General features: G+C 60.3%; 19 protein-coding genes. 11 read left to right on the top strand and 8 right to left on the bottom strand.

Translation table 11 applies throughout. The features are described 5' to 3' along the window. Window positions 1-14: 14 nt before the first annotated feature. Window positions 15-635, top strand: coding sequence for a TetR/AcrR family transcriptional regulator (locus KRR23_RS13485; RefSeq protein WP_216742887.1), 621 nt, complete (start codon window positions 15-17; stop codon window positions 633-635). A gap of 214 nt (window positions 636-849) precedes the next feature. On the opposite strand, the gene KRR23_RS13480 is transcribed toward KRR23_RS13485, so the two are convergent. From KRR23_RS13480 to KRR23_RS13470, 3 genes are all read right to left on the bottom strand, one after another. Next, the gene (locus KRR23_RS13480) at window positions 850-1,623 is read right to left on the bottom strand and encodes a phasin family protein (RefSeq protein WP_216742886.1); all 774 of its coding nucleotides are present in this window, start codon (window positions 1,621-1,623) and stop codon (window positions 850-852) included. Between the two features lie 10 nt (window positions 1,624-1,633). Next, window positions 1,634-2,056 carry a phasin family protein gene (locus KRR23_RS13475; protein ID WP_216742885.1) on the bottom strand — a complete coding sequence of 141 codons (423 nt, stop codon included), beginning with the start codon at window positions 2,054-2,056 and terminating at the stop codon, window positions 1,634-1,636. A 309-nt stretch (window positions 2,057-2,365) separates the two neighbouring features. After that, window positions 2,366-2,641, bottom strand: coding sequence for a polyhydroxyalkanoic acid system family protein (locus KRR23_RS13470; RefSeq protein ID WP_216742884.1), 276 nt, complete (start codon window positions 2,639-2,641; stop codon window positions 2,366-2,368). Between the two features lie 155 nt (window positions 2,642-2,796). On the opposite strand from KRR23_RS13470, the gene ubiE reads away from it, so the two are divergent. The 10 genes from ubiE (at window position 2,797) to KRR23_RS13420 (ending at window position 11,003) form a co-directional block, all read left to right on the top strand. Further along, window positions 2,797-3,567: a bifunctional demethylmenaquinone methyltransferase/2-methoxy-6-polyprenyl-1,4-benzoquinol methylase UbiE gene (ubiE, locus tag KRR23_RS13465; RefSeq protein WP_007989286.1), complete on the top strand. Its 771-nt coding sequence runs from the start codon at window positions 2,797-2,799 to the stop codon at window positions 3,565-3,567. Further along, on the top strand, window positions 3,567-4,190 hold the full coding sequence (locus tag KRR23_RS13460; RefSeq protein ID WP_216742883.1) for an SCP2 domain-containing protein: 624 nt from the start codon (window positions 3,567-3,569) through the stop codon (window positions 4,188-4,190). Before ubiE ends, KRR23_RS13460 begins: the two co-directional genes overlap by 1 nt. Continuing rightward, window positions 4,187-5,791 carry a ubiquinone biosynthesis regulatory protein kinase UbiB gene (ubiB, locus tag KRR23_RS13455; RefSeq protein WP_216742882.1) on the top strand — a complete coding sequence of 535 codons (1,605 nt, stop codon included), beginning with the start codon at window positions 4,187-4,189 and terminating at the stop codon, window positions 5,789-5,791. The genes KRR23_RS13460 and ubiB overlap by 4 nt, the downstream gene beginning before the upstream one ends. A gap of 81 nt (window positions 5,792-5,872) precedes the next feature. Next, window positions 5,873-6,271: a phosphoribosyl-AMP cyclohydrolase gene (gene hisI, locus KRR23_RS13450; protein ID WP_054595207.1), complete on the top strand. Its 399-nt coding sequence runs from the start codon at window positions 5,873-5,875 to the stop codon at window positions 6,269-6,271. Beyond that, entirely contained in the window at window positions 6,264-6,596 is a 333-nt protein-coding gene (locus tag KRR23_RS13445) for a phosphoribosyl-ATP diphosphatase (RefSeq protein WP_018929162.1), read from the top strand. Before hisI ends, KRR23_RS13445 begins: the two co-directional genes overlap by 8 nt. A 25-nt stretch (window positions 6,597-6,621) precedes the next feature. Then, a complete protein-coding gene (locus KRR23_RS13440) occupies window positions 6,622-6,903 on the top strand; it encodes a twin-arginine translocase TatA/TatE family subunit (RefSeq protein ID WP_216742881.1) in 282 nt (93 codons plus the stop codon). Window positions 6,904-6,913: 10 nt separating this feature from the next. Further along, window positions 6,914-7,360: a Sec-independent protein translocase protein TatB gene (tatB, locus tag KRR23_RS13435; protein WP_103317086.1), complete on the top strand. Its 447-nt coding sequence runs from the start codon at window positions 6,914-6,916 to the stop codon at window positions 7,358-7,360. Further along, on the top strand, window positions 7,357-8,151 hold the full coding sequence (gene tatC / locus KRR23_RS13430) for a twin-arginine translocase subunit TatC (protein WP_103317084.1): 795 nt from the start codon (window positions 7,357-7,359) through the stop codon (window positions 8,149-8,151). Before tatB ends, tatC begins: the two co-directional genes overlap by 4 nt. Then, on the top strand, window positions 8,148-8,855 hold the full coding sequence (locus KRR23_RS13425) for a 16S rRNA (uracil(1498)-N(3))-methyltransferase (RefSeq protein WP_216742880.1): 708 nt from the start codon (window positions 8,148-8,150) through the stop codon (window positions 8,853-8,855). Before tatC ends, KRR23_RS13425 begins: the two co-directional genes overlap by 4 nt. Window positions 8,856-9,086: 231 nt before the next feature. Beyond that, a complete protein-coding gene (locus KRR23_RS13420; RefSeq protein WP_216742879.1) occupies window positions 9,087-11,003 on the top strand; it encodes a methyl-accepting chemotaxis protein in 1,917 nt (638 codons plus the stop codon). Between the two features lie 138 nt (window positions 11,004-11,141). On the opposite strand, the gene KRR23_RS13415 is transcribed toward KRR23_RS13420, so the two are convergent. The 5 genes from KRR23_RS13415 to KRR23_RS13395 form a co-directional block, all read right to left on the bottom strand. After that, window positions 11,142-11,876, bottom strand: a complete 735-nt coding sequence (locus KRR23_RS13415; protein WP_123423966.1) for an amino acid ABC transporter ATP-binding protein — start codon at window positions 11,874-11,876, stop codon at window positions 11,142-11,144. Next, window positions 11,869-12,828 (bottom strand): amino acid ABC transporter permease, encoded by a 960-nt coding sequence (locus tag KRR23_RS13410; protein ID WP_216742878.1) that lies wholly within the window; start codon window positions 12,826-12,828, stop codon window positions 11,869-11,871. The genes KRR23_RS13415 and KRR23_RS13410 overlap by 8 nt, the downstream gene beginning before the upstream one ends. A gap of 195 nt (window positions 12,829-13,023) precedes the next feature. Beyond that, window positions 13,024-13,821 (bottom strand): transporter substrate-binding domain-containing protein, encoded by a 798-nt coding sequence (locus KRR23_RS13405; protein ID WP_054595199.1) that lies wholly within the window; start codon window positions 13,819-13,821, stop codon window positions 13,024-13,026. 250 nt (window positions 13,822-14,071) lie between these two features. Then, complete coding sequence (mdoH, locus tag KRR23_RS13400) at window positions 14,072-16,642, bottom strand: glucans biosynthesis glucosyltransferase MdoH (RefSeq protein ID WP_216742877.1); 2,571 nt, start codon at window positions 16,640-16,642, stop codon at window positions 14,072-14,074. Then, on the bottom strand, window positions 16,635-18,410 hold the full coding sequence (locus KRR23_RS13395; RefSeq protein WP_216742876.1) for a glucan biosynthesis protein G: 1,776 nt from the start codon (window positions 18,408-18,410) through the stop codon (window positions 16,635-16,637). Before KRR23_RS13395 ends, mdoH begins: the two co-directional genes overlap by 8 nt. Window positions 18,411-18,445 lie beyond the last annotated feature (35 nt).

The raw sequence follows: 18,445 nt of genomic DNA, 5'->3' as shown, positions 1-18,445 counted from the left end.
ACTAAGAAGACTGGATGAAAACCCGCGACCGGATTCTTGAATGTGCCCTGCTGCTGTTCAACCAAAAGGGCGAGCCGAATGTCTCTACCATGGAAGTTGCCAATGAGCTGGGGATCAGCCCTGGTAACCTCTACTACCATTTTCACGGCAAGGAGCCGCTGATTCTCGGGTTGTTCGAGCGCTTTCAGGGCGAATTGACGCCGCTGCTCGATCCGCCGTCGGACGTGCAACTGGCACCGGAGGATTACTGGCTGTTCCTGCACCTGATCGTCGAACGCCTGGCGCACTACCGCTTCCTGTTCCAGGACCTGTCGAACCTGGCCGGACGTTTGCCGAAACTGGCCAAGGGCATCCGTAATCTGCTCAATGCCCTCAAGCGCACACTGGCCTCGTTACTGGCGCAGCTAAAGGCTCAGGGGCAACTGGTCAGCGATACCCAGGCGCTGGGGCAACTGGTGGAACAGATCACCATGACCTTGCTGTTTTCCCTGGACTATCAGCGGATTCTCGATCGCGAAGGCGAAGTGCGAGTGGTGGTCTACCAGATCATGATGCTGGTGGCGCCGCACTTGCCACCGTCGGCGAAACTCGCAACCGAGCAGTTGGCGTTGCAGTATCTGGAAGAGCACGAATAGGTTCGGCTTGATCGAAGGTGCCTGAGACGTTGATCGTTCCCATGCTCTGCGTGGGAAGGCAGCCAGTGACGCTCTGCGTCACTGCCGCAATGGACGCGGAGCGTCCGGTGAGGCATTCCCACGCAGAGCGTGGGAACGACCGTATGAAAAATGTATGTACAAACAAAAACGCCCGACCTTCGCAGGCCGGGCGTTTTTGCGTGTCCTGGGTTAATCAGGACTGACTGGTTGGCGCCGATGGAGTTGACGCTACAGTCGGGGTCACAGCAGGGGTTGGCGCCGCGGCGGAGTTCGCCGGGCTGACCGGTGCTGCCGGTTTGGCGGCGGCCACTGCTGGTTTCGGTGCAGCCGCTTTCGGGGCTGCTGGCTTCTTGGCGACCGGCTTCTTCGCAGCAGCCGGTTTGGCTGCTGGCTTGGCCGCTGCAGGTTTGGCTGCCGCGGTTTTAGCTGCTGGCTTGGCTGGCGCTTTAGCCGCTGGTTTGGCAGCCGGTTTTGCGGCAGCTTTGACCAGGGGTTTGGCGGCAGTTTTAGCGGCGGGTTTGGCTGCTGCCGTTTTAGCGGCAACAGGCGCAACTTTGGCGCCGGTGAGTTTTTCGATTTGCTTGGTCAGGGTATCGACCTTGCTGTGCAGCGCTTTGACTTCATTGCGGCTTGGCACGCCAAGACGCGAAATGGCGCTGTTCAGACGCTTGTCGAAAGCCCCTTCCAGTTCGTCCCACTTGCCCAGCGCACGATCTTTGACACCACTGATTCGCGACTTGGCCGATTGAGCGGAGTCTTTGGCAGCGTCAACAGTTTTGCCGACAGCGCTCTTCGTGAGCTTCTCGGCTTTCTCGCCATCTTTGACCAATGACTCGAAGAGTTTGCTGCCGTCAGTGTCGATCTTCGAGTACACGCCTAAACCAGCAAGCCAGATTTTGCGGGAGTAGTCTTCGACTTTCCCAATCCACGAGCTGCCTTCTTTCTCGGTGTTCTTTTTGCCAGCCATCCCGTTCTCCTTAATGTTTACGCGCGACGCGTTCGAGCAATGCCGTCAGCTCATCGAGCTTAGCAGAGAGTGTCTCAACGTCATGTTTAGACGGAATGCCGATACGATTCAAGGCACTTGCGACACGCGTGTCGAAAGCCTTCTCGACTTTGTCGAGCTGAACTTCGACTTTGCCTTTGAAGGTACTGACTTCACTCTTGGCTTCATCAATCTCGGCGTTGGCCGCTTCAAGCTTCTCGGCAACGACTTTTTTGCCTTTCTTTTCAAGAGTTTGACCAGCCTTGATCAACTCCTGAAAGTACTCGCTGCCTTCCTGACCGACCTTGGTGTAGGCACCCAGGCCTGCCAGCCAGATCTTGCGGGCATAGGATTTCACTTCGTTCAACGCAGTCGGCTGAATGTCAGTTTTTTTCTTCAAAGTAACTTTGGCCATGGTGCACCTCACGCGCAGAAGGTTTGAGGAACTGCCCGTCAAGCGTCGGGCTCAGGCACAACGTAGTGAGAAAAATTAGAAACGGCACCCTAACAACTGACACAAATCGGTGTGCTTGAGTCGGCGCGCAATTGTGGCGAGGGGGCTTGCCCCCGTTGGGTCGCGAAGCAGCCCCAAAACCTGCAATTACATTTCGCCCGGGAAACCACATTGACGGTTCTTGCGACTGCTGCGTAGCCGAACGGGGCGGTGCGGCGTTCCGACAAGCCCCCTCGCCACGGGTTGTGCATGTGTCAGATATTGCGCAAATCAGACCAATGCCTTATCGAGGGCTCTTTCGATTTCCGACTTGATGGTGCCGCTCATGGCTGACATCAACAGGCCGAGTTCGACATCGATCCTGATCGAGGTATCGCCCACATACACGGCGCCTTTTACCCCGGAACGCTTGAGGTTCAGGGTGTCGCCCGACCACTGAGGTTCCAGGCCATATTGCGCAGCCAGTTTTTCCGCCAGTTTGTCAGCCTTCTCGCGGGCTGCTTCCTTACCCAGGCCATGGGCACGCTCAACACTAATATGGGCCACTGAATGACTCCTGCTTTATCGGGACTTGCCTCAACCGTTCTGACCCCTGCTGCGTCAAAACGTCCGGGCGGTTGCCTATCTTACCTTCAGCCTTGCCAAGACAAAGCATGCCTGCGGGATTAGAATGTCGCGCATTCTCTTTTGGTGACAGCGATATGACTGATCAGCGCAAAGGCAGCGATGCCGAACCCACCACTCACTTCGGCTTCAAAAACGTTCCGGAAAGCCAGAAAGCGGAAAAAGTCGCTGAGGTTTTTCACTCGGTAGCCGCCAAATACGACCTGATGAACGACCTCCTGTCGGGCGGCATGCACCGTCTATGGAAGCGTTTCGCGATCGAACTGTCGGGCGTTCGCACCGGCAACCGCGTGCTGGACATCGCTGGCGGCACCGGCGACCTGACCAGAAAGTTCTCGCACCTTGTCGGTCCGACCGGCCAGGTCGTGCTCGCCGACATCAACGAATCCATGCTCAAGGTCGGTCGTGACCGCCTGCTGGATCTGGGCGTGGCCGGCAACGTCGAGTTCGTTCAGGCCGACGCTGAAAAGCTGCCGTTCCCGGACAACCACTTCGACTGCGTGACCATCGCGTTCGGCCTGCGCAACGTCACCCACAAGGAAGACGCCCTGCGCTCGATGCTGCGGGTGCTCAAACCGGGCGGGCGCTTGCTGGTGCTGGAGTTCTCCAAACCGACCAACGCACTGATGTCCAAAGCCTACGACGCCTACTCGTTCGCCTTCATGCCGTTGATGGGCAAGCTGATCACCAATGACTCGGAAAGCTATCGCTACCTGGCTGAATCGATCCGCATGCACCCGAATCAGGAAACCCTGAAGTCGATGATGGTTGAAGCCGGTTTCGACCGCGTGACCTACCACAACATGACCGCAGGCATCGTCGCCCTGCACCGCGGCATCAAACCCTGATGTTGCTCGCCGGCCTGCTCGCCAGCGTCGAACTCGGCCTCAACCGGGTGTTGCGGCTCGACAGTACGGCGCTGCCGCGCCTGGCGCATTTGAGCGGCAAGGTGATTGCCGTCGATTGCCGCAGCCCGGCGTTGCAGATGTTCATTGTGCCCAGCGACGAAGGCCTGATGCTGGCAGCACACTGGGCCGCGGACGCCGACTGCACCTTGCGCGCACCGGCGGCAAGCCTGCTCAAGCTGGCCCTGAGCAAGGACAAGACGGCGGTCCTGCATGCTCCTGAAGTTGAACTCGACGGCGACAGCGGCGTGCTGCTGGAACTCGCGGCAGTCCTTCAGGACCTGGAGCTGGACTGGGAATACGAACTCTCGCGCTGGCTCGGCCCGGTCGCCACGCAACTGCTGGGCGGTCACTTGCGCAGCCGCGCACGCTGGTATCAGCAAGGTTTCGCCAGCCTGAACCAGAATCTTGCCGACTACCTCGCCGAAGAATCGCGCGCCCTCGTCGGCCAGCGCGAAGCCGAAGCGCGGTTTAGTGAACTGGACCAGATCAAACTTGATCTGGAACGTCTTGAGGCGCGCTTCGAGCGTCTTTCCCGATCCCTTGATTCAAGCGATAACGCATGAAGCTGCTTGCCGTCCGCCGTTTGTTGCGCATCCAGCGCGTCGTGATCCGCTACCGCCTCGATGACCTGCTGTTCGCCCTGCCACTGCCGTGGTTCCTGCTGGGGCTGCGTTATGCGCTGCCGTGGCGCTGGTTTCCGCGTAAAACCCTGGACCTGAGCCGGGGCGCGCGCCTGCGGCTGGCCTTGCAGGACCTGGGGCCGATTTTCATCAAGTTCGGACAGATTCTTTCGACCCGCCGCGACCTGCTGCCCGAAGACATCGCCGATGAGCTGATGCTGCTGCAGGACCGTGTGCCGCCGTTTGACTCGCAGGTAGCGGTCAAGCTGATCGAAGAACAGCTGGGCAAGAAAATCAGCGATGTGTTCAGCCGATTCGACATCGAGCCACTGGCTTCGGCTTCGGTGGCGCAAGTTCATGCGGCGCAGTTGAAAAGCGGCGAAGAAGTGGTGGTCAAGGTCATACGCCCGGGCCTCAAACCCGTGATCGCGCAAGACCTGGCCTGGCTGTTCATCCTCGCCCGCGCAGCGGAAAAACTCTCCGCCGACGCCCGCCTGCTGCACCCGGTGGAGGTGGTCAGCGACTACGAAAAGACCATCTTCGACGAACTCGACCTGTTGCGCGAAGCGGCTAATGCCAGCCAGCTGAGGCGCAACTTCGACGGCTCGCCGTTACTGTACGTGCCGCAGGTCTACTGGGACTGGTGCCGACCAAAAGTGTTGGTGATGGAGCGCATCTACGGGATTCAGGTCACGGACCTCGCGACCCTCGCCGACCAGCGCACCGACATGAAAATGCTCGCTGAGCGTGGTGTGGAAATCTTCTTCACCCAAGTGTTCCGCGACAGCTTCTTCCACGCCGACATGCACCCCGGCAACATCTTCGTCAGCACCGTGCAGCCGTGGAGCCCGCAGTACATTGCGATCGACTGCGGGATCGTCGGCAGCCTGACGCCTGAAGACCAGGACTATCTGGCACGCAACCTGTTCGCCTTCTTCAAGCGCGACTATCGCCGCGTTGCCCAATTGCACATCGATTCGGGCTGGGTGCCGGCGGAAACCAAACTCAACGAATTCGAAGCGGCAATCCGCACAGTCTGCGAACCGATCTTCGAAAAACCGTTGAAAGACATTTCCTTCGGCCAGGTGCTGATGCGCCTGTTCCAGACGGCGCGACGCTTCAATATGGAAGTGCAGCCGCAACTGGTGCTTTTGCAGAAAACCCTGCTCAACATCGAAGGCCTGGGCCGTCAGCTGTACCCGGAACTGGACCTGTGGAACACCGCTCAGCCGTTCCTCGAACGCTGGATGCGCGAGCGCGTCAGCCCGAAAAACTTGCTCGGCAACCTGCACAACCAGGTCGAGCAACTGCCACACCTGGCCAACATGACCCGTGACCTGCTCGAGCGCATGTCGCAGCCGCACGTCGTCAACTCGCCACCGGCCTGGCATCGCCGCTCGGACGACTGGTTCCTGCGCCTGCTCGGCACCGCGCATCTGGCGGGTGGCGCGATCCTGCTGGCCGGCGGCCCACTGGACGGACTCGGCCATTGGCCCGGCGCGATCATGGTGGCCGTGGGCTTGTATCTGATCGTTCGACGATAGCCAGTTGGGCCGCGCACTGGCACACTGTTTCAACGCCAGGGTTCCACTACTGAAGTGTCGAGCCCGCTGTCGGAGTCGAAGATGAAAGATTGGCTGGACGAGATCAAATGGGACAGCGACGGCCTGGTGCCGGCGATCGCCCAGGATCATAAAACCGGGCGCGTGCTGATGATGGCCTGGATGAACCGCGAAGCGCTGGAACTGACCGCCGCTGAGAATCGCGCCATCTACTGGTCACGTTCGCGTGGCAAGCTGTGGCGCAAGGGCGAAGAGTCCGGGCATGTGCAAACACTGCATGAGATGCGCCTGGACTGTGACGCCGACGTGATCATTCTGATGGTCGAGCAGATCGGCGACATCGCCTGTCACACCGGCCGCCAAAGCTGCTTCTACCGCGTCTATGAAAACGGCGACTGGAAAACCGTCGACCCGGTGCTCAAGGACCCGCACGCCATCTATTCGGACCACAAACATGACTGACACCCTGACCCGTCTGGCCCAAGTGCTGGAAGAGCGTAAAGGCGCTGCCGCCGACAGCTCCTATGTCGCCAGCCTTTACCACAAGGGCTTGAACAAGATTCTGGAAAAAGTCGGCGAAGAATCAGTCGAAACGATCATTGCCGCCAAAGACGCCGCCATCAGCGGAGATTGCAGTGATGTAATCTACGAAACCGCTGACCTGTGGTTCCATAGTATGGTCATGCTCGCCCAACTGGGGCAGCATCCGCAGGCAGTGCTCGATGAACTGGACCGCCGCTTCGGCCTGTCCGGTCACGTCGAGAAAGCCTCGCGCCCGTCCGCCTGAATAACTATTAGAGAGGAGCAGCAACATGGGCATTTTTGACTGGAAACACTGGATCGTCATCCTGGTGGTTGTGGTACTGGTATTCGGCACCAAGAAACTGAAAAACCTCGGCACTGACGTCGGCGAGACGATCAAGGGCTTTCGCAAAGCCATGAACGACGAAGAAAAGCCTGCCGAGCCGACAGTTCCGCCGACCGCCGCGCAGCCAGCGTCGCCGGTGCAGCCACAGGCCACGACACTGAACGAGCCGCACACCATCGACGTGCAGGCCCATAAAGTCGAAGAGCCGACCCGCAAAGACTCGTGAGCGCAGACTAATGTTCGGTATCAGCTTCTCTGAACTGCTGCTTGTCGGCCTCGTTGCCCTGCTGGTGCTGGGCCCCGAGCGTCTGCCGGGCGCTGCGCGCACCGCCGGCCTGTGGATCGGACGCCTGAAGCGCAGCTTTAACGCGATCAAACAGGAAGTTGAACGTGAAATCGGTGCCGACGAGATTCGCCGGCAACTGCACAACGAGCACATTCTGTCGCTGGAACAAGAGGCGCGCAAAATCCTCAATCCAGCCCAGCAGCCGACGCCAGTCGAGACGGTAGCCGAGCAGACGGTTCAGGCGCCTGCGCCTGCTGCCGAAACTGCTGCTGTCGCAACACCGGTCGAGCCGCCTCCAGCAGTCGTTGCCGCACCACCGACAGCACCTGTTACTCCTGCGGCGGCAACCACTGCGCCGGCTCCCCACGACCCAACACTGCCGCCGCGAGCCCCATGAGCGATATTCCGGAATCCGACCAGCACATGCCGCTGGTTTCGCACCTCACCGAGTTGCGCACTCGCCTGCTGCGCTGCGTCGCGGCGATTTTCCTGATCTTCGCCGGGTTGTTCGCCTTCACCCAGCAGATCTACACCTTCGTCTCGATACCGCTACGCCAGTACTTGCCGGCAGGCGCGACGATGATTGCCACCGACGTGTCCTCGCCGTTCCTGACGCCGTTGAAGCTGACCATGATGGTCTCGCTGTTCCTGGCGATCCCGGTGATCCTGCATCAGATCTGGGGCTTCATCGCGCCGGGCCTGTACAAGCATGAAAAGCGCATCGCGGTGCCGCTGCTGGTCTCCAGCATCCTGTTGTTCTACACCGGCATGGCGTTCGCCTACTTCCTGGTGTTCCCGCTGATCTTCAAGTTCTTCGCCTCGGCCACTCCGGCGGGCGTGGAAATGATGACCGACATCACCAGTTACCTGGATTTCGTCATGACGCTGTTCTTCGCCTTCGGCGTGGCGTTCGAGATCCCGGTGGCCGTGGTGTTGCTGGTGTGGATCGGCGTGGTCGACGTCAAATACCTGAAGAAGATCCGCCCGTACGTGGTCATCGGCTGCTTCGTGGTCGGCATGATCCTGACCCCGCCGGACATTTTCTCGCAGACCCTGCTGGCCGTGCCGATGTGGCTGTTGTTCGAGATCGGCATAGTGTTTGGCAGCCTGGTCAGCAAACGCGAAAAGCCGGCGGATGACCAGCCGGCTGACGATCACAACGACCAGCCGCCAGCGACTCAACCGTGAACCTGCTGCTCCTCATCGATGCCGATTTCATTGCGGCCGACCGAGTGATCCTGCGCGATCGTCGACTCACTCACATGCAGGAAGTCCACCGCTGTGAAGTCGGCGACAGCATGCGGGTCGGGCGGATTGGCGGCTTGATGGGCTCAGCCGAAGTGCTGCGCCTGGAAGCCACCGAAGCCGAACTGCGCGTCACCCTCGACCAACCGCCACCGGCCAAGCTGCCGCTGACCCTGCTGCTGGCCCTGCCACGACCGAAGATGCTGCGTCGAGTGTTCCAGACGGTGGCCGCCATGGGTGTGCCGCGAATCGTGCTGGTGAACAGCTATCGGGTCGAGAAGAGCTTCTGGCAGACGCCGTTCCTCGAACCCGAGGCCATCCGTGAGCAACTGATCCTCGGTCTCGAACAGGCTCGCGACAGCGTGCTGCCCGAGATCGTTATCGAGAAACGCTTCAAGCCCTTCGTCGAAGACCGCCTGCCGGCCATCGCCGACGGCACCCTTGGGCTGATCGGCCACCCCGGCCAGTACCCGCCCTGCCCCCGCGGGCTGGATGAACCGGTAACCCTGGCCATCGGCCCGGAAGGCGGCTGGATCCCCTACGAAGTCGACCTGCTGACCAAGGCCGGCCTGCAACCGGTACAGCTCGGCGAGCGCATCCTGCGGGTCGAAACCGCTGTCACGGCCCTGCTTTCGCGCCTGTTCTAACACAGCCCTGTGGCGAGGGAGCTTGCTCCCGCTTGGGCGCGAAGCGGCCATCGCTTTTTTCGAGCAAGAACGCATCCACCGACTTTACGACTGCTTTGCAGCCGAACGGGAGCAAGCTCCCTCGCCACAAGTGACTACCGGTCCAGACATTGCGGCGGCCTTCAGATCTCCATCTGTCGGCCGATAGTCTCTCTATAAATCCAATTAACGTGGTCGTAGGGAGTCCGCAGCATGTACCGATGGTTAGCCGAACACCTTGGGAATGTGAGCGTCAATCGCAAGCTTGGCATCGGCTTTGGCCTGGTGTTGCTCCTGACCCTGCTGATCACTGTGGATGGCTGGACGGGCATGAGCGGCATCATCAGTCGCGGTGACAAGCTCGGGTACATTTCCAGCCTCAATGAGCTGACCAAAGACCTGCGCATTGCTCGCCTGGACTATGAAATGCGTCGCGGCGAACAAGGCCCCGCCGCTGTCAGCGAGTTGCTGGACAAGCTCGATTCAGGCCTGCAAGGCGCCCTCAAGATGATCGAGCAGCCAGCCGATGTGGCGATGCTCAATCAGCAGATTGAAGCCGTCAGCAAGTACAAGCACGCCTTTACCGACATGACCCAGGCTACCGCCAACCGCGAGGCCGCCCGTGCCAAACTCGGTGCCACCGCCGACAACGCCGTAGCCCGCGTTGCGGAAGTCGAAAAAGCCCTGCTGCAAGGTGACAGCGTCGCCCAGTTCAACAGCGTCATCGAGCTGAGCAAGTTGATCCAGCAAGCACGCTTCCAGGTGCGCGGCTACACCTACAGCGGCAAGGTCGAGGCTGAACAACCGGCGCTGGATGCCATCGACAACGCCTTGAAGTACCTCAAGGCCCTGCCGGAAAAACTCCCGGAACAGCACACCGCCAACCTGCAAACAGCCACCGACTCGCTGATCGCCTACCGCGCGGCCGTCAGCCAATACCGCGATTCCCAGGTGGCCAGCGCCACCGCCCTCAAGGACATGGCCCAGCAAGGCGACCTGCTGTTCGAGCTGAGCAAGAAACTCACCACCGCCCAAACCGTCGTGCGTGATAGCGATGCCACCGCAGCCAAAAACACCCTGCTGCTGGTGACCGCGCTGGCGCTGGCATTCGGTCTGCTCGCTGCCTGGGCCATCACCCGGCAGATCATCATCCCGCTGAACCAGACTCTTAAAGTTGCTGAACGGGTGGCTGCCGGTGACTTGACTCACAACCTCGTTTCCCAGCGTCGCGATGAACTCGGCCAGTTGCAACGCGCGATGCAGAGCATGACCGTCGGCCTGCGCGAACTGATCGGCGGCATCAGTGAAGGTGTGACACAGATCGCCAGCGCCGCTGAAGAACTTTCAGCCGTGACCGAGCAGACCAGCGCCGGGGTCAACAACCAGAAAATTGAAACCGACCAGGTGGCCACCGCCATGAACGAAATGGCCGCCACCGTGCAGGAAGTCGCACGCAACGCCGAGGAAGCATCGGAAGCCGCCGTCGCCGCTGACCAGCAGGCCCGTGAAGGCGACAAGGTGGTCGGCGAAGCCATCGCCCAGATCGAACGCCTGGCCACCGAAGTCGGCAATTCCACTGAAGCCATGGGGCATCTCAAGCGTGAGAGCGACAAGATCGGCAGCGTGCTGGATGTGATCAAGTCCGTGGCCCAACAAACCAACCTGCTGGCCCTCAACGCGGCCATCGAGGCGGCACGGGCTGGTGAGGCCGGACGCGGTTTTGCCGTGGTTGCCGACGAAGTGCGCAGCCTGGCGCAACGCACCCAGAAGTCCACCGAAGAGATCGAAGAGCTGATTGTCGGCCTGCAAAGCGGTACACAGCAGGTCGCCAGCATCATGGACAACAGCCGCAGCCTGACCGACAGCAGTGTTGAACTGACTCGCCGCGCTGGCGGTTCGCTGTCCAATATCACTCGCACTGTCTCGGCAATTCAGGCGATGAACCAGCAGATCGCCGCAGCCGCCGAACAACAGAGCGCCGTGGCCGAGGAAATCAACCGCAGCGTGCTGAACGTGCGTGACGTTTCCGACCAGACCTCGGCCGCCAGCGAAGAGACCGCGGCCTCCAGCGTCGAACTGGCGCGGTTGGGGACGCATTTGCAGATGCTGGTGGGTAAGTTCAAGGTTTGAGGTGATGCAGATTGAGGATCGTTCCCACGCTCCCGCGTGGGAATGCATCCTGTGACGCTCTGCGTCACGCCTGCGAAGGGACGCGGAGCGTCCCGGGCGGCATTCCCACGCAGAGCGTGGGAACGATCAGTTACGAGGTTACAGAACCTGCCGCAAAAACGCCTGTGCTCGCGGGTCTTTCGGGGCATCGAAGAATTCGGCCGGCGAGGCGTCTTCGAGCAATTTGCCGTGATCGAAGAACAGCACCCGATCCGCAACTTCCCGCGCAAAGCCCATTTCGTGGGTCACGCAGACCATGGTCATGCCTTCCACGGCCAGGGTCTTCATCACATCCAGCACTTCGCCGACCATTTCCGGGTCCAGCGCCGACGTCGGCTCATCGAACAACATCACCTTAGGCTCCATGGCCAGCGCCCGGGCAATCGCTACGCGCTGTTGCTGACCGCCAGAGAGCCGTGACGGAAACTCGTTGGCCTTCTGCGCGATGCCAACTTTTTCCAGCAATGCCAGGGCCTTGGCCTCACGCTCCTGCTTGCCGCGCTTGCGCACGACTTTCTGCGCCAGGCAGAGATTCTCCAGCACGGTCATGTGCGGGAACAGGTTGAAGTGCTGGAACACCATGCCGACTTCACGGCGGTAAGCGTTGACGTCGGTTTTCGGGTCCGCCAGTTGCAGACCGTCGATGCTCACCGAGCCCGAGTCGAATGCTTCCAGGCCATTCAAGCAGCGCAGAAAGGTCGACTTGCCGGAACCCGACGGGCCAATCACCACCAGCACTTCGCCCTTGGCCACTTGGGTAGTGACGTTATCCACCGCACGGACCACCTGGCCGCGCGTGTCGAAGACTTTTACCAGATCGCGGACTTCAATCACTTTGCGCGAGCCTCCGCTCAAGCCGGCTGGCGATTTTCGACAGCGGCAGGTTGATCAACAGGTACAGGCCCGCCACGCAGAACAGGATTTCGAACGGCGAGAACGAGGTGGTGATGACTTCGCGGCCGCTTTTGAGCAGCTCGGTGATGGCGATCACCGACACCAGCGACGTGTCCTTGACCAGACTGATGAATTGCCCGGCCAACGGTGGCAGCACGCGCTTGAACGCTTGCGGCAACACCACGTGGCGCATCGACTGGCCAGCGCTCAAACCCAGCGAACGGGCGGCTTCGTTCTGCCCACGGGCAATCGATTGCACGCCAGAACGAATGATCTCGGCCACATAGGCACCGGTGAACAGCGACAGTGCGGCAATCCCGGCAAATTCGCGGGACAGGTTCAGCACCGTACCAATGAAGAAGTAGAAGATAAATATCTGCACCAGCAGCGGCGTACCGCGCACCAGCTCGATGTAGACGGTCGACAGGTCGCGCAGGGTCGGGTTGTTCGACAGCCGGCAGAGGCCGGTCGCCAGGCCGATCAACAGCCCGAGCACGCCCGACACCAGCGACAGCCACAACGTTGTCCACAGGCCCCACAACAGCGGTCCTGCCGACCAATGCCGGGTCACGCCAACCACATCGCCTTCCGCAACGTCGTCGCCACGGGCCACTTGCAGGCTGTTGTCATCAACGCTCAGCAGCTGTTCGACCCCGGCGTCATTGCGCAGGGTCACTTCGGCCTTGCCGCCAGTACGCACCAGCTCGCTGACGGTGGAAATGTCGGCAGCACGCTGGGTTTCTTCGGCCTGATAGGCGAAATACTGCGGCACGCGGTTCCAGCGCCATTCGTAAGACATCAGCGAGGTAGCGTAATACAACGCGCCAGCCATGCCGATCAGCACCAGCACGGTCAACACGTGCCAGGGCCATTGGGCTTTTTTCTGTTTCATTTGTCAGCAAATCCATAACGATCAGGGCGCGCGCTCCCCCTGTGGCGAGGGAGCTTGCTCCCGTTGGGGTGCGAAGCAGCCCTGAAATCAGCCACCGCGCATCTTCGGGTAAAACGTGTAAACCGGTTTACGGCTGCTGCGCCCGAGCGCGGACCGGCCGGCGGGAGCAAGCTCCCTCGCCACAAAGGTCAGGCGTTATTCCATGTCCTTGAGCCAGGCGGAGTCTTTGAACCACTTGTCATGGATGCGATCGTAGGTGCCGTCTTCGTGGATCTGGTGCAGGAAGTTGTTGATGAAGTTGATGCTGTCGTAGTCACCCTTCTTCAGACCGAAGGCCAGCGGTTCGTAGGTGAACGGCTTGTCGAGGAACACCAGTTTGCCGTTGCCGACCTTGTTCACCGCCACGACGTTGTAAGGCGCGTCGTAGATGAAGGCGTCAGCCTTGCCGTTGACTACATCGAGCACGGCTTCCTGCTCGTTGTCGTAGCCGTGGTACTTGGCTTTGGAGATCAGCTTCTTCGCGACCATTTCGCCGGTGGTGCCGAGCTTGGAGGTGATGCGGTAGTCCGCGGTGTTCAGGTCTTTATAGGAAGTGATGGTGCCTTCCAGCTCCTTGCGGATCAGCAATGTCTGGCCGACCACGATGAACGGTTCACTGAAGTTCAGGCGCAGGTTGCGTTCCTGGGTCAGGGTCATGCCACTGCCGATCATGTCGAACTTGTCGGTCATCAGGGCCGGGATGATCCCGTCGTAGCCGGTGGAGACCATCTCCAGCTTGACGCCCATAGCCTTGGCCATGGCTTTGAGGATGTCGACTTCGAAGCCGATAATCTCGCCGCGCTTGTTGGTCATTTCAAACGGCATGTAGGTCGGGTCCATGCCGACTTTCAGCGTGCCACGCTTGACTGCGTCGTCGATGGCGCCGGCGTGCGCCGCGTTGACGGCAACCAGTGCCGTGACACCGAGCAGCAGCCTCGAGAGATACTTCTTCATCATCAACTCCCCTAACCCTTTGTGTTGTCAGGCGCGCAAAAAGCCGATTTTCTTTTTAAAACCGACAGTTACGGACAGAAAGTTGTCCAGGCGCACCAAAGAGGGGAGCGATGCTAACGCACTCGTCCGTTTGCACAAGGGGGCAGAAGGGGATTTGTTGTTTTACCGATGATCGTTCCCACGCAGAGCGTTGGAACGATCAATGGGCCAAGAAAAAGCCCCGCATCTTTTCAGAAGCGGGGCTTTTTCATCAGGCCGGTTGTGCCTGTGTGCTCAGTGGTTTGAGCGGCAACAGCGGTGCGTGAGGATCGGCTTTCACCGACGCTCGCCAGGCATCCAGCCACTGCGCGTGACTTTCGCTCCAGACCTGCTCATGCAGGCGACCCAGTGCCACCGGGTCGCTCAGCAGTTGCAGACGCTCATGGTTGTTCAACCCGGCAGGGCCGGCTTTCAGTGCATGGCGAACCCGTTCGATACGCAGCCATTCGATTGGCTCGGCCTGACCGTGACGCGACGTCGCCAGCGCGCACGCCAGGGCATTCTGCTGCGGATCGACCACGGCGCGGATGAAGCCGTCGTTCAGTGCGTGCCAACGGTTTTCGTGGGTGTACTGATCGGTTGCCAGCAAGGCCTGCGGCGGTGCGTATTCCTCAGGGATCAGGAACAGGCTCTCGTCGCGGGACTTGAGGCCTAGCTTCACGCGACTGGAGATCACCGACACCGGGATCGACAGCATCAACGAACCGACGATCGGTACCAGCCACCAGAGGAAACTCGGGTTCAGCCAGACCACCAGCAAGGCCCAGAAAAAGCCCAGCAAGGTTTGCGGACCATGGCGGCGTACCGCTTCGCTCCACGGTGTCGAGTCGTCGTCACGTTGAGGCGAGTTCCAGGTCGCCGCCCAGCCAAGGAACGCGGCGAGTACGAAACGGGTGTGGAAGATCATCCGCACCGGCGCCAGCAGCATGGAGAACAGCATCTCCAGCAGCATCGACAGGGTCACCTTGAACTTGCCGCCGAACTCTTTCGCGCCCTTGGCCCAGATCAGGATGATGCTCAGCAACTTCGGCAGGAACAACAGCACGATGGTCGTCGAGAACAACGCAACGGCCTTGTCCGGGTGCCATTGTGGCCACAGCGGATACAACTGTCGCGGCTCCATGAAGTACTGCGGTTCCATCAGCGTGTTGACCGCCAACAGCGCCGTCGACAACACCAGGAAGAAGAACCACAGCGGTGCCGACAGGTAAGACATCACGCCGGTCAGGAACACCGCGCGGTGCACCGGGTGCATGCCCTTGACCAGGAACAGCCGGAAGTTCATCAGGTTGCCGTGGCACCAGCGACGGTCACGCTTGAGTTCGTCGAGCAGGTTCGGCGGCAACTCTTCGTAGCTGCCCGGCAGGTCGTAAGCAATCCACACGCCCCAGCCGGCACGGCGCATCAGCGCCGCTTCAACGAAGTCGTGGGACAGGATCGCCCCCGCAAACGCGCCTTTACCAGGCAACGGCGCCAGGGCGCAGTGCTCGATGAACGGCTTCATGCGGATGATCGCGTTGTGGCCCCAGTAGTGGGATTCTCCCAACTGCCAGAAGTGCAGGCCGGCGGTGAACAGCGGACCGTAGACGCGCGTGGCGAACTGCTGCATGCGTGCATACAGCGTGTCCATGCCCGAGGCACGTGGCGCGGTCTGAATGATCCCGGCATCCGGCGTGGCTTCCATCAAGCGCACCAGACTGGTCAGGCATTCGCCGCTCATCACGCTGTCGGCGTCGAGTACGACCATGTATTTGTAATCACCGCCCCAACGACGACAGAAGTCGTCGAGGTTGCCGCTCTTGCGTTTCACGCGACGGCGACGGCGGCGATAGAAGATCCTGCCAAAGCCCTTGGCTTCGCGGCAGACGTCCAGCCAGGCTTGCTGCTCGGCAACGCAGATATCGGTGTCGTTACTGTCACTGAGGACAAAGAAGTCGAAGCGGTCCAGGTCACCGGTGGCGGCGACCGACTCGAAGGTCGCGCGCAAACCGGCGAATACCCGCGGTACGTCTTCGTTGCAAATCGGCATCACCAATGCGGTGCGAGCGTCCTTGGGAATCGGCTCGTTGCCGGCGCTGGCGCCGGAAATGCGGTACTTGTCGTGCCCGGTGAGCAACTCGAGGAAGCCCATCAGTGCGGTCCAGAAACCGGCCGACACCCAGCAGAACAGAATCCCGAACAGAATCAGGATGCTGGTTTGCAAGGCATAGGGCAGCACTTGCGTAGCCGTCTGGAGCAGCGGTTGGTGCAGGACTTCGTTGAGGTCGACGAACGACCAGCCCTGGTACGGCATGATGCCTTTCATGTACCAGCCCGCGACGATGGTCTGGCCCAGCATCAACACCAGCAGAATGTAGCGGCGGATCGAACCGACGGTGCGCCAGCGAGCCGCCGGCAGCACGCGCTCATCCTTCGGCGGTGCCGGAGGATTGGTGCGACCAGTCAAGCGACGCCAGCCACGTACCAGGATATTGGTACGCCATGGCTCGGGCACGACCTTGGTCCGACGAATCGGCGGGGTTGCCTTCAGGCACACCCGACCGGCGGCGTCGAGCGCCAACATCTCGGCTTCTTCCAGCTCCTCGGCGGAGTTGAGGGTCAGCCGGCGACCGACCGAAGCCTGGTTCGCTTCGCCCGGTGCGTCGAAGGTCGGCGACGACAGGCGCTCATGCAGTTCGCTGAAAGATGTGCAGCCCGCAAGTTCCGCGCGCTGCTCATCGGTCATTGGCAGGTGCGCCAGATACTCGTTGAGCGTTTCTGGCTGTACTTGGGAATTACTCATCGGCTGGCAACTGGTAGCTCCAGGTCTCGGTCAGCACTTGTTCAGTCTTGGCTGCATCCGGGGCAGGAGGTGTGGCAGGGGCTGCTTCGGCAGCGGCAGGCTGCTTGGCGTCTTTGTCTTTCGCTTCCTTGGATTCCTTTTCTTTCTTCTCGAGTTGCTTGGCGGCGATCTTGTCGGCCTTGGCAATGGAAGAATTGGCGTTCGGCAGTGAGACCTTGGCCGGTTCAGGGGCTGCGATTTCCTTGACCAGTGCAGCACGCATTTCGGTGGATTTGCCCGGGTCCTTGATCTTCATGCGCAGGGTCAAACGCCAGCCCTGGGTCTCAGGGTTGTAGCGCACGCTGTTCTCGACCACTTCGGCGTTGTCGCCAACGCTGACCTGGCTGCGAACCGGTGCATCTTCCGGCAGAGCCTTGAGGGACGGGCCAGTGAAGTCCACCAGGTAGGCAACACTGCCATCTGGCTGACGGATCAGGTTGGACTGTTTCACATCACCGGTGGAACGCAGGGTCTGTTGAACCCAGGCGCTGTCTGCCGAATGCAGGGCTGCTTCGTCGATGGTCCAGTGCAGACGGTAGGCGAAGTCCAGCGGCTGACCAGGCTCAGGCAGTTTTTCCGGGCTCCAGAAAGCAACGATGTTGTCGTTGGTTTCGTCGGCAGTCGGAATCTCTACGAGGTCGACAGTACCTTTACCCCAGTCGCCCTGTGGCTCGATCCAGGCGCTTGGACGCTTGTCGTAGCGGTCATCGAGGTCTTCGTAGTGGCTGAAGTCACGACCACGTTGCAGCAGGCCGAAACCACGCGGGTTCTCGACCGAAAAGTTGCTGACAGCCAGGTGTTTCGGGTTGTTCAACGGGCGCCAGATCCACTCACCATTGCCGGCATGAATCGACAGACCGCTGGAGTCGTGCAGTTCGCGACGGTAGTTGAGCACTTTCGACGGCTGGTTGGCGCCGAACAGGAACATGCTGGTCAGTGGCGCGATGCCCAATTTGCTGACCTTGTCACGCAGGAACATCTGCGCCTTGACGTCGACAATCGTGTCGCTGCCCGGACGCAGGGTCAGGCGGTAGGCGCCGGTGGCACGCGGCGAGTCCAGCAGGGCGTAGATCACCAGGTGCTTGTCGGTCGGCTTGGGTTGCTCGATCCAGAACTCGGTAAAGCGCGGGAACTCTTCACCGGACGGCAACGCAGTGTCGATCGCCAGGCCACGGGCAGACAGGCCATAGGTGTGGCCTTTGCCGACGACGCGGAAGTAACTCGCGCCGAGCATGGTCATGATTTCGTCTTGCTTGTCGGCCTTGTTGATCGGGTACAGCACACGGAAGCCGGCATAACCCAGCTTTTCGGTGGATTTAGGATCGAACTTCACATCGCCGAAATCGAAACGACTTGGGTCGTACTTGATCTCGTCAACGTTGTTGGCGGTGATTTCGTTGATCTTCACCGGCGTGTCGAAGTGCATGCCCTGGTGATAGAACGACAGCTTGAACGGGGTTTTCTGGTCGGCCCATTCGGCTTTTTCGGTCAGGAAACGAATTTTCTGATAATCCGCGAATTTCATTTCACGGAATTCGTTCGGCAGATTGCTGCGCGGAGCTTCGTATTTCTGCCCGGCCAGCTCTTTTGCCTTGGCCGACACATCATCCAGATTGAATGCCCAAAGCTGGCCAGCGCTGAGCAGGCAAAGCAAAGCAGAGCCCGTCACCAGTGCGTTTCGTAACCGTTTGGCAGACAATTTTGGTGCATTACAGGGACTAACAATCACGAGCAACCCTCGCCGAAAACAGATCAAAAAACCAA

It is taken from the genome of Pseudomonas sp. CVAP#3 (genome assembly GCF_018986375.1).
Taxonomy (GTDB): domain Bacteria; phylum Pseudomonadota; class Gammaproteobacteria; order Pseudomonadales; family Pseudomonadaceae; genus Aquipseudomonas; species Aquipseudomonas helvetica.
Note: the sequence above shows the minus strand (reverse complement) of the source record. Positions and strands in the feature narration are given on the sequence as shown.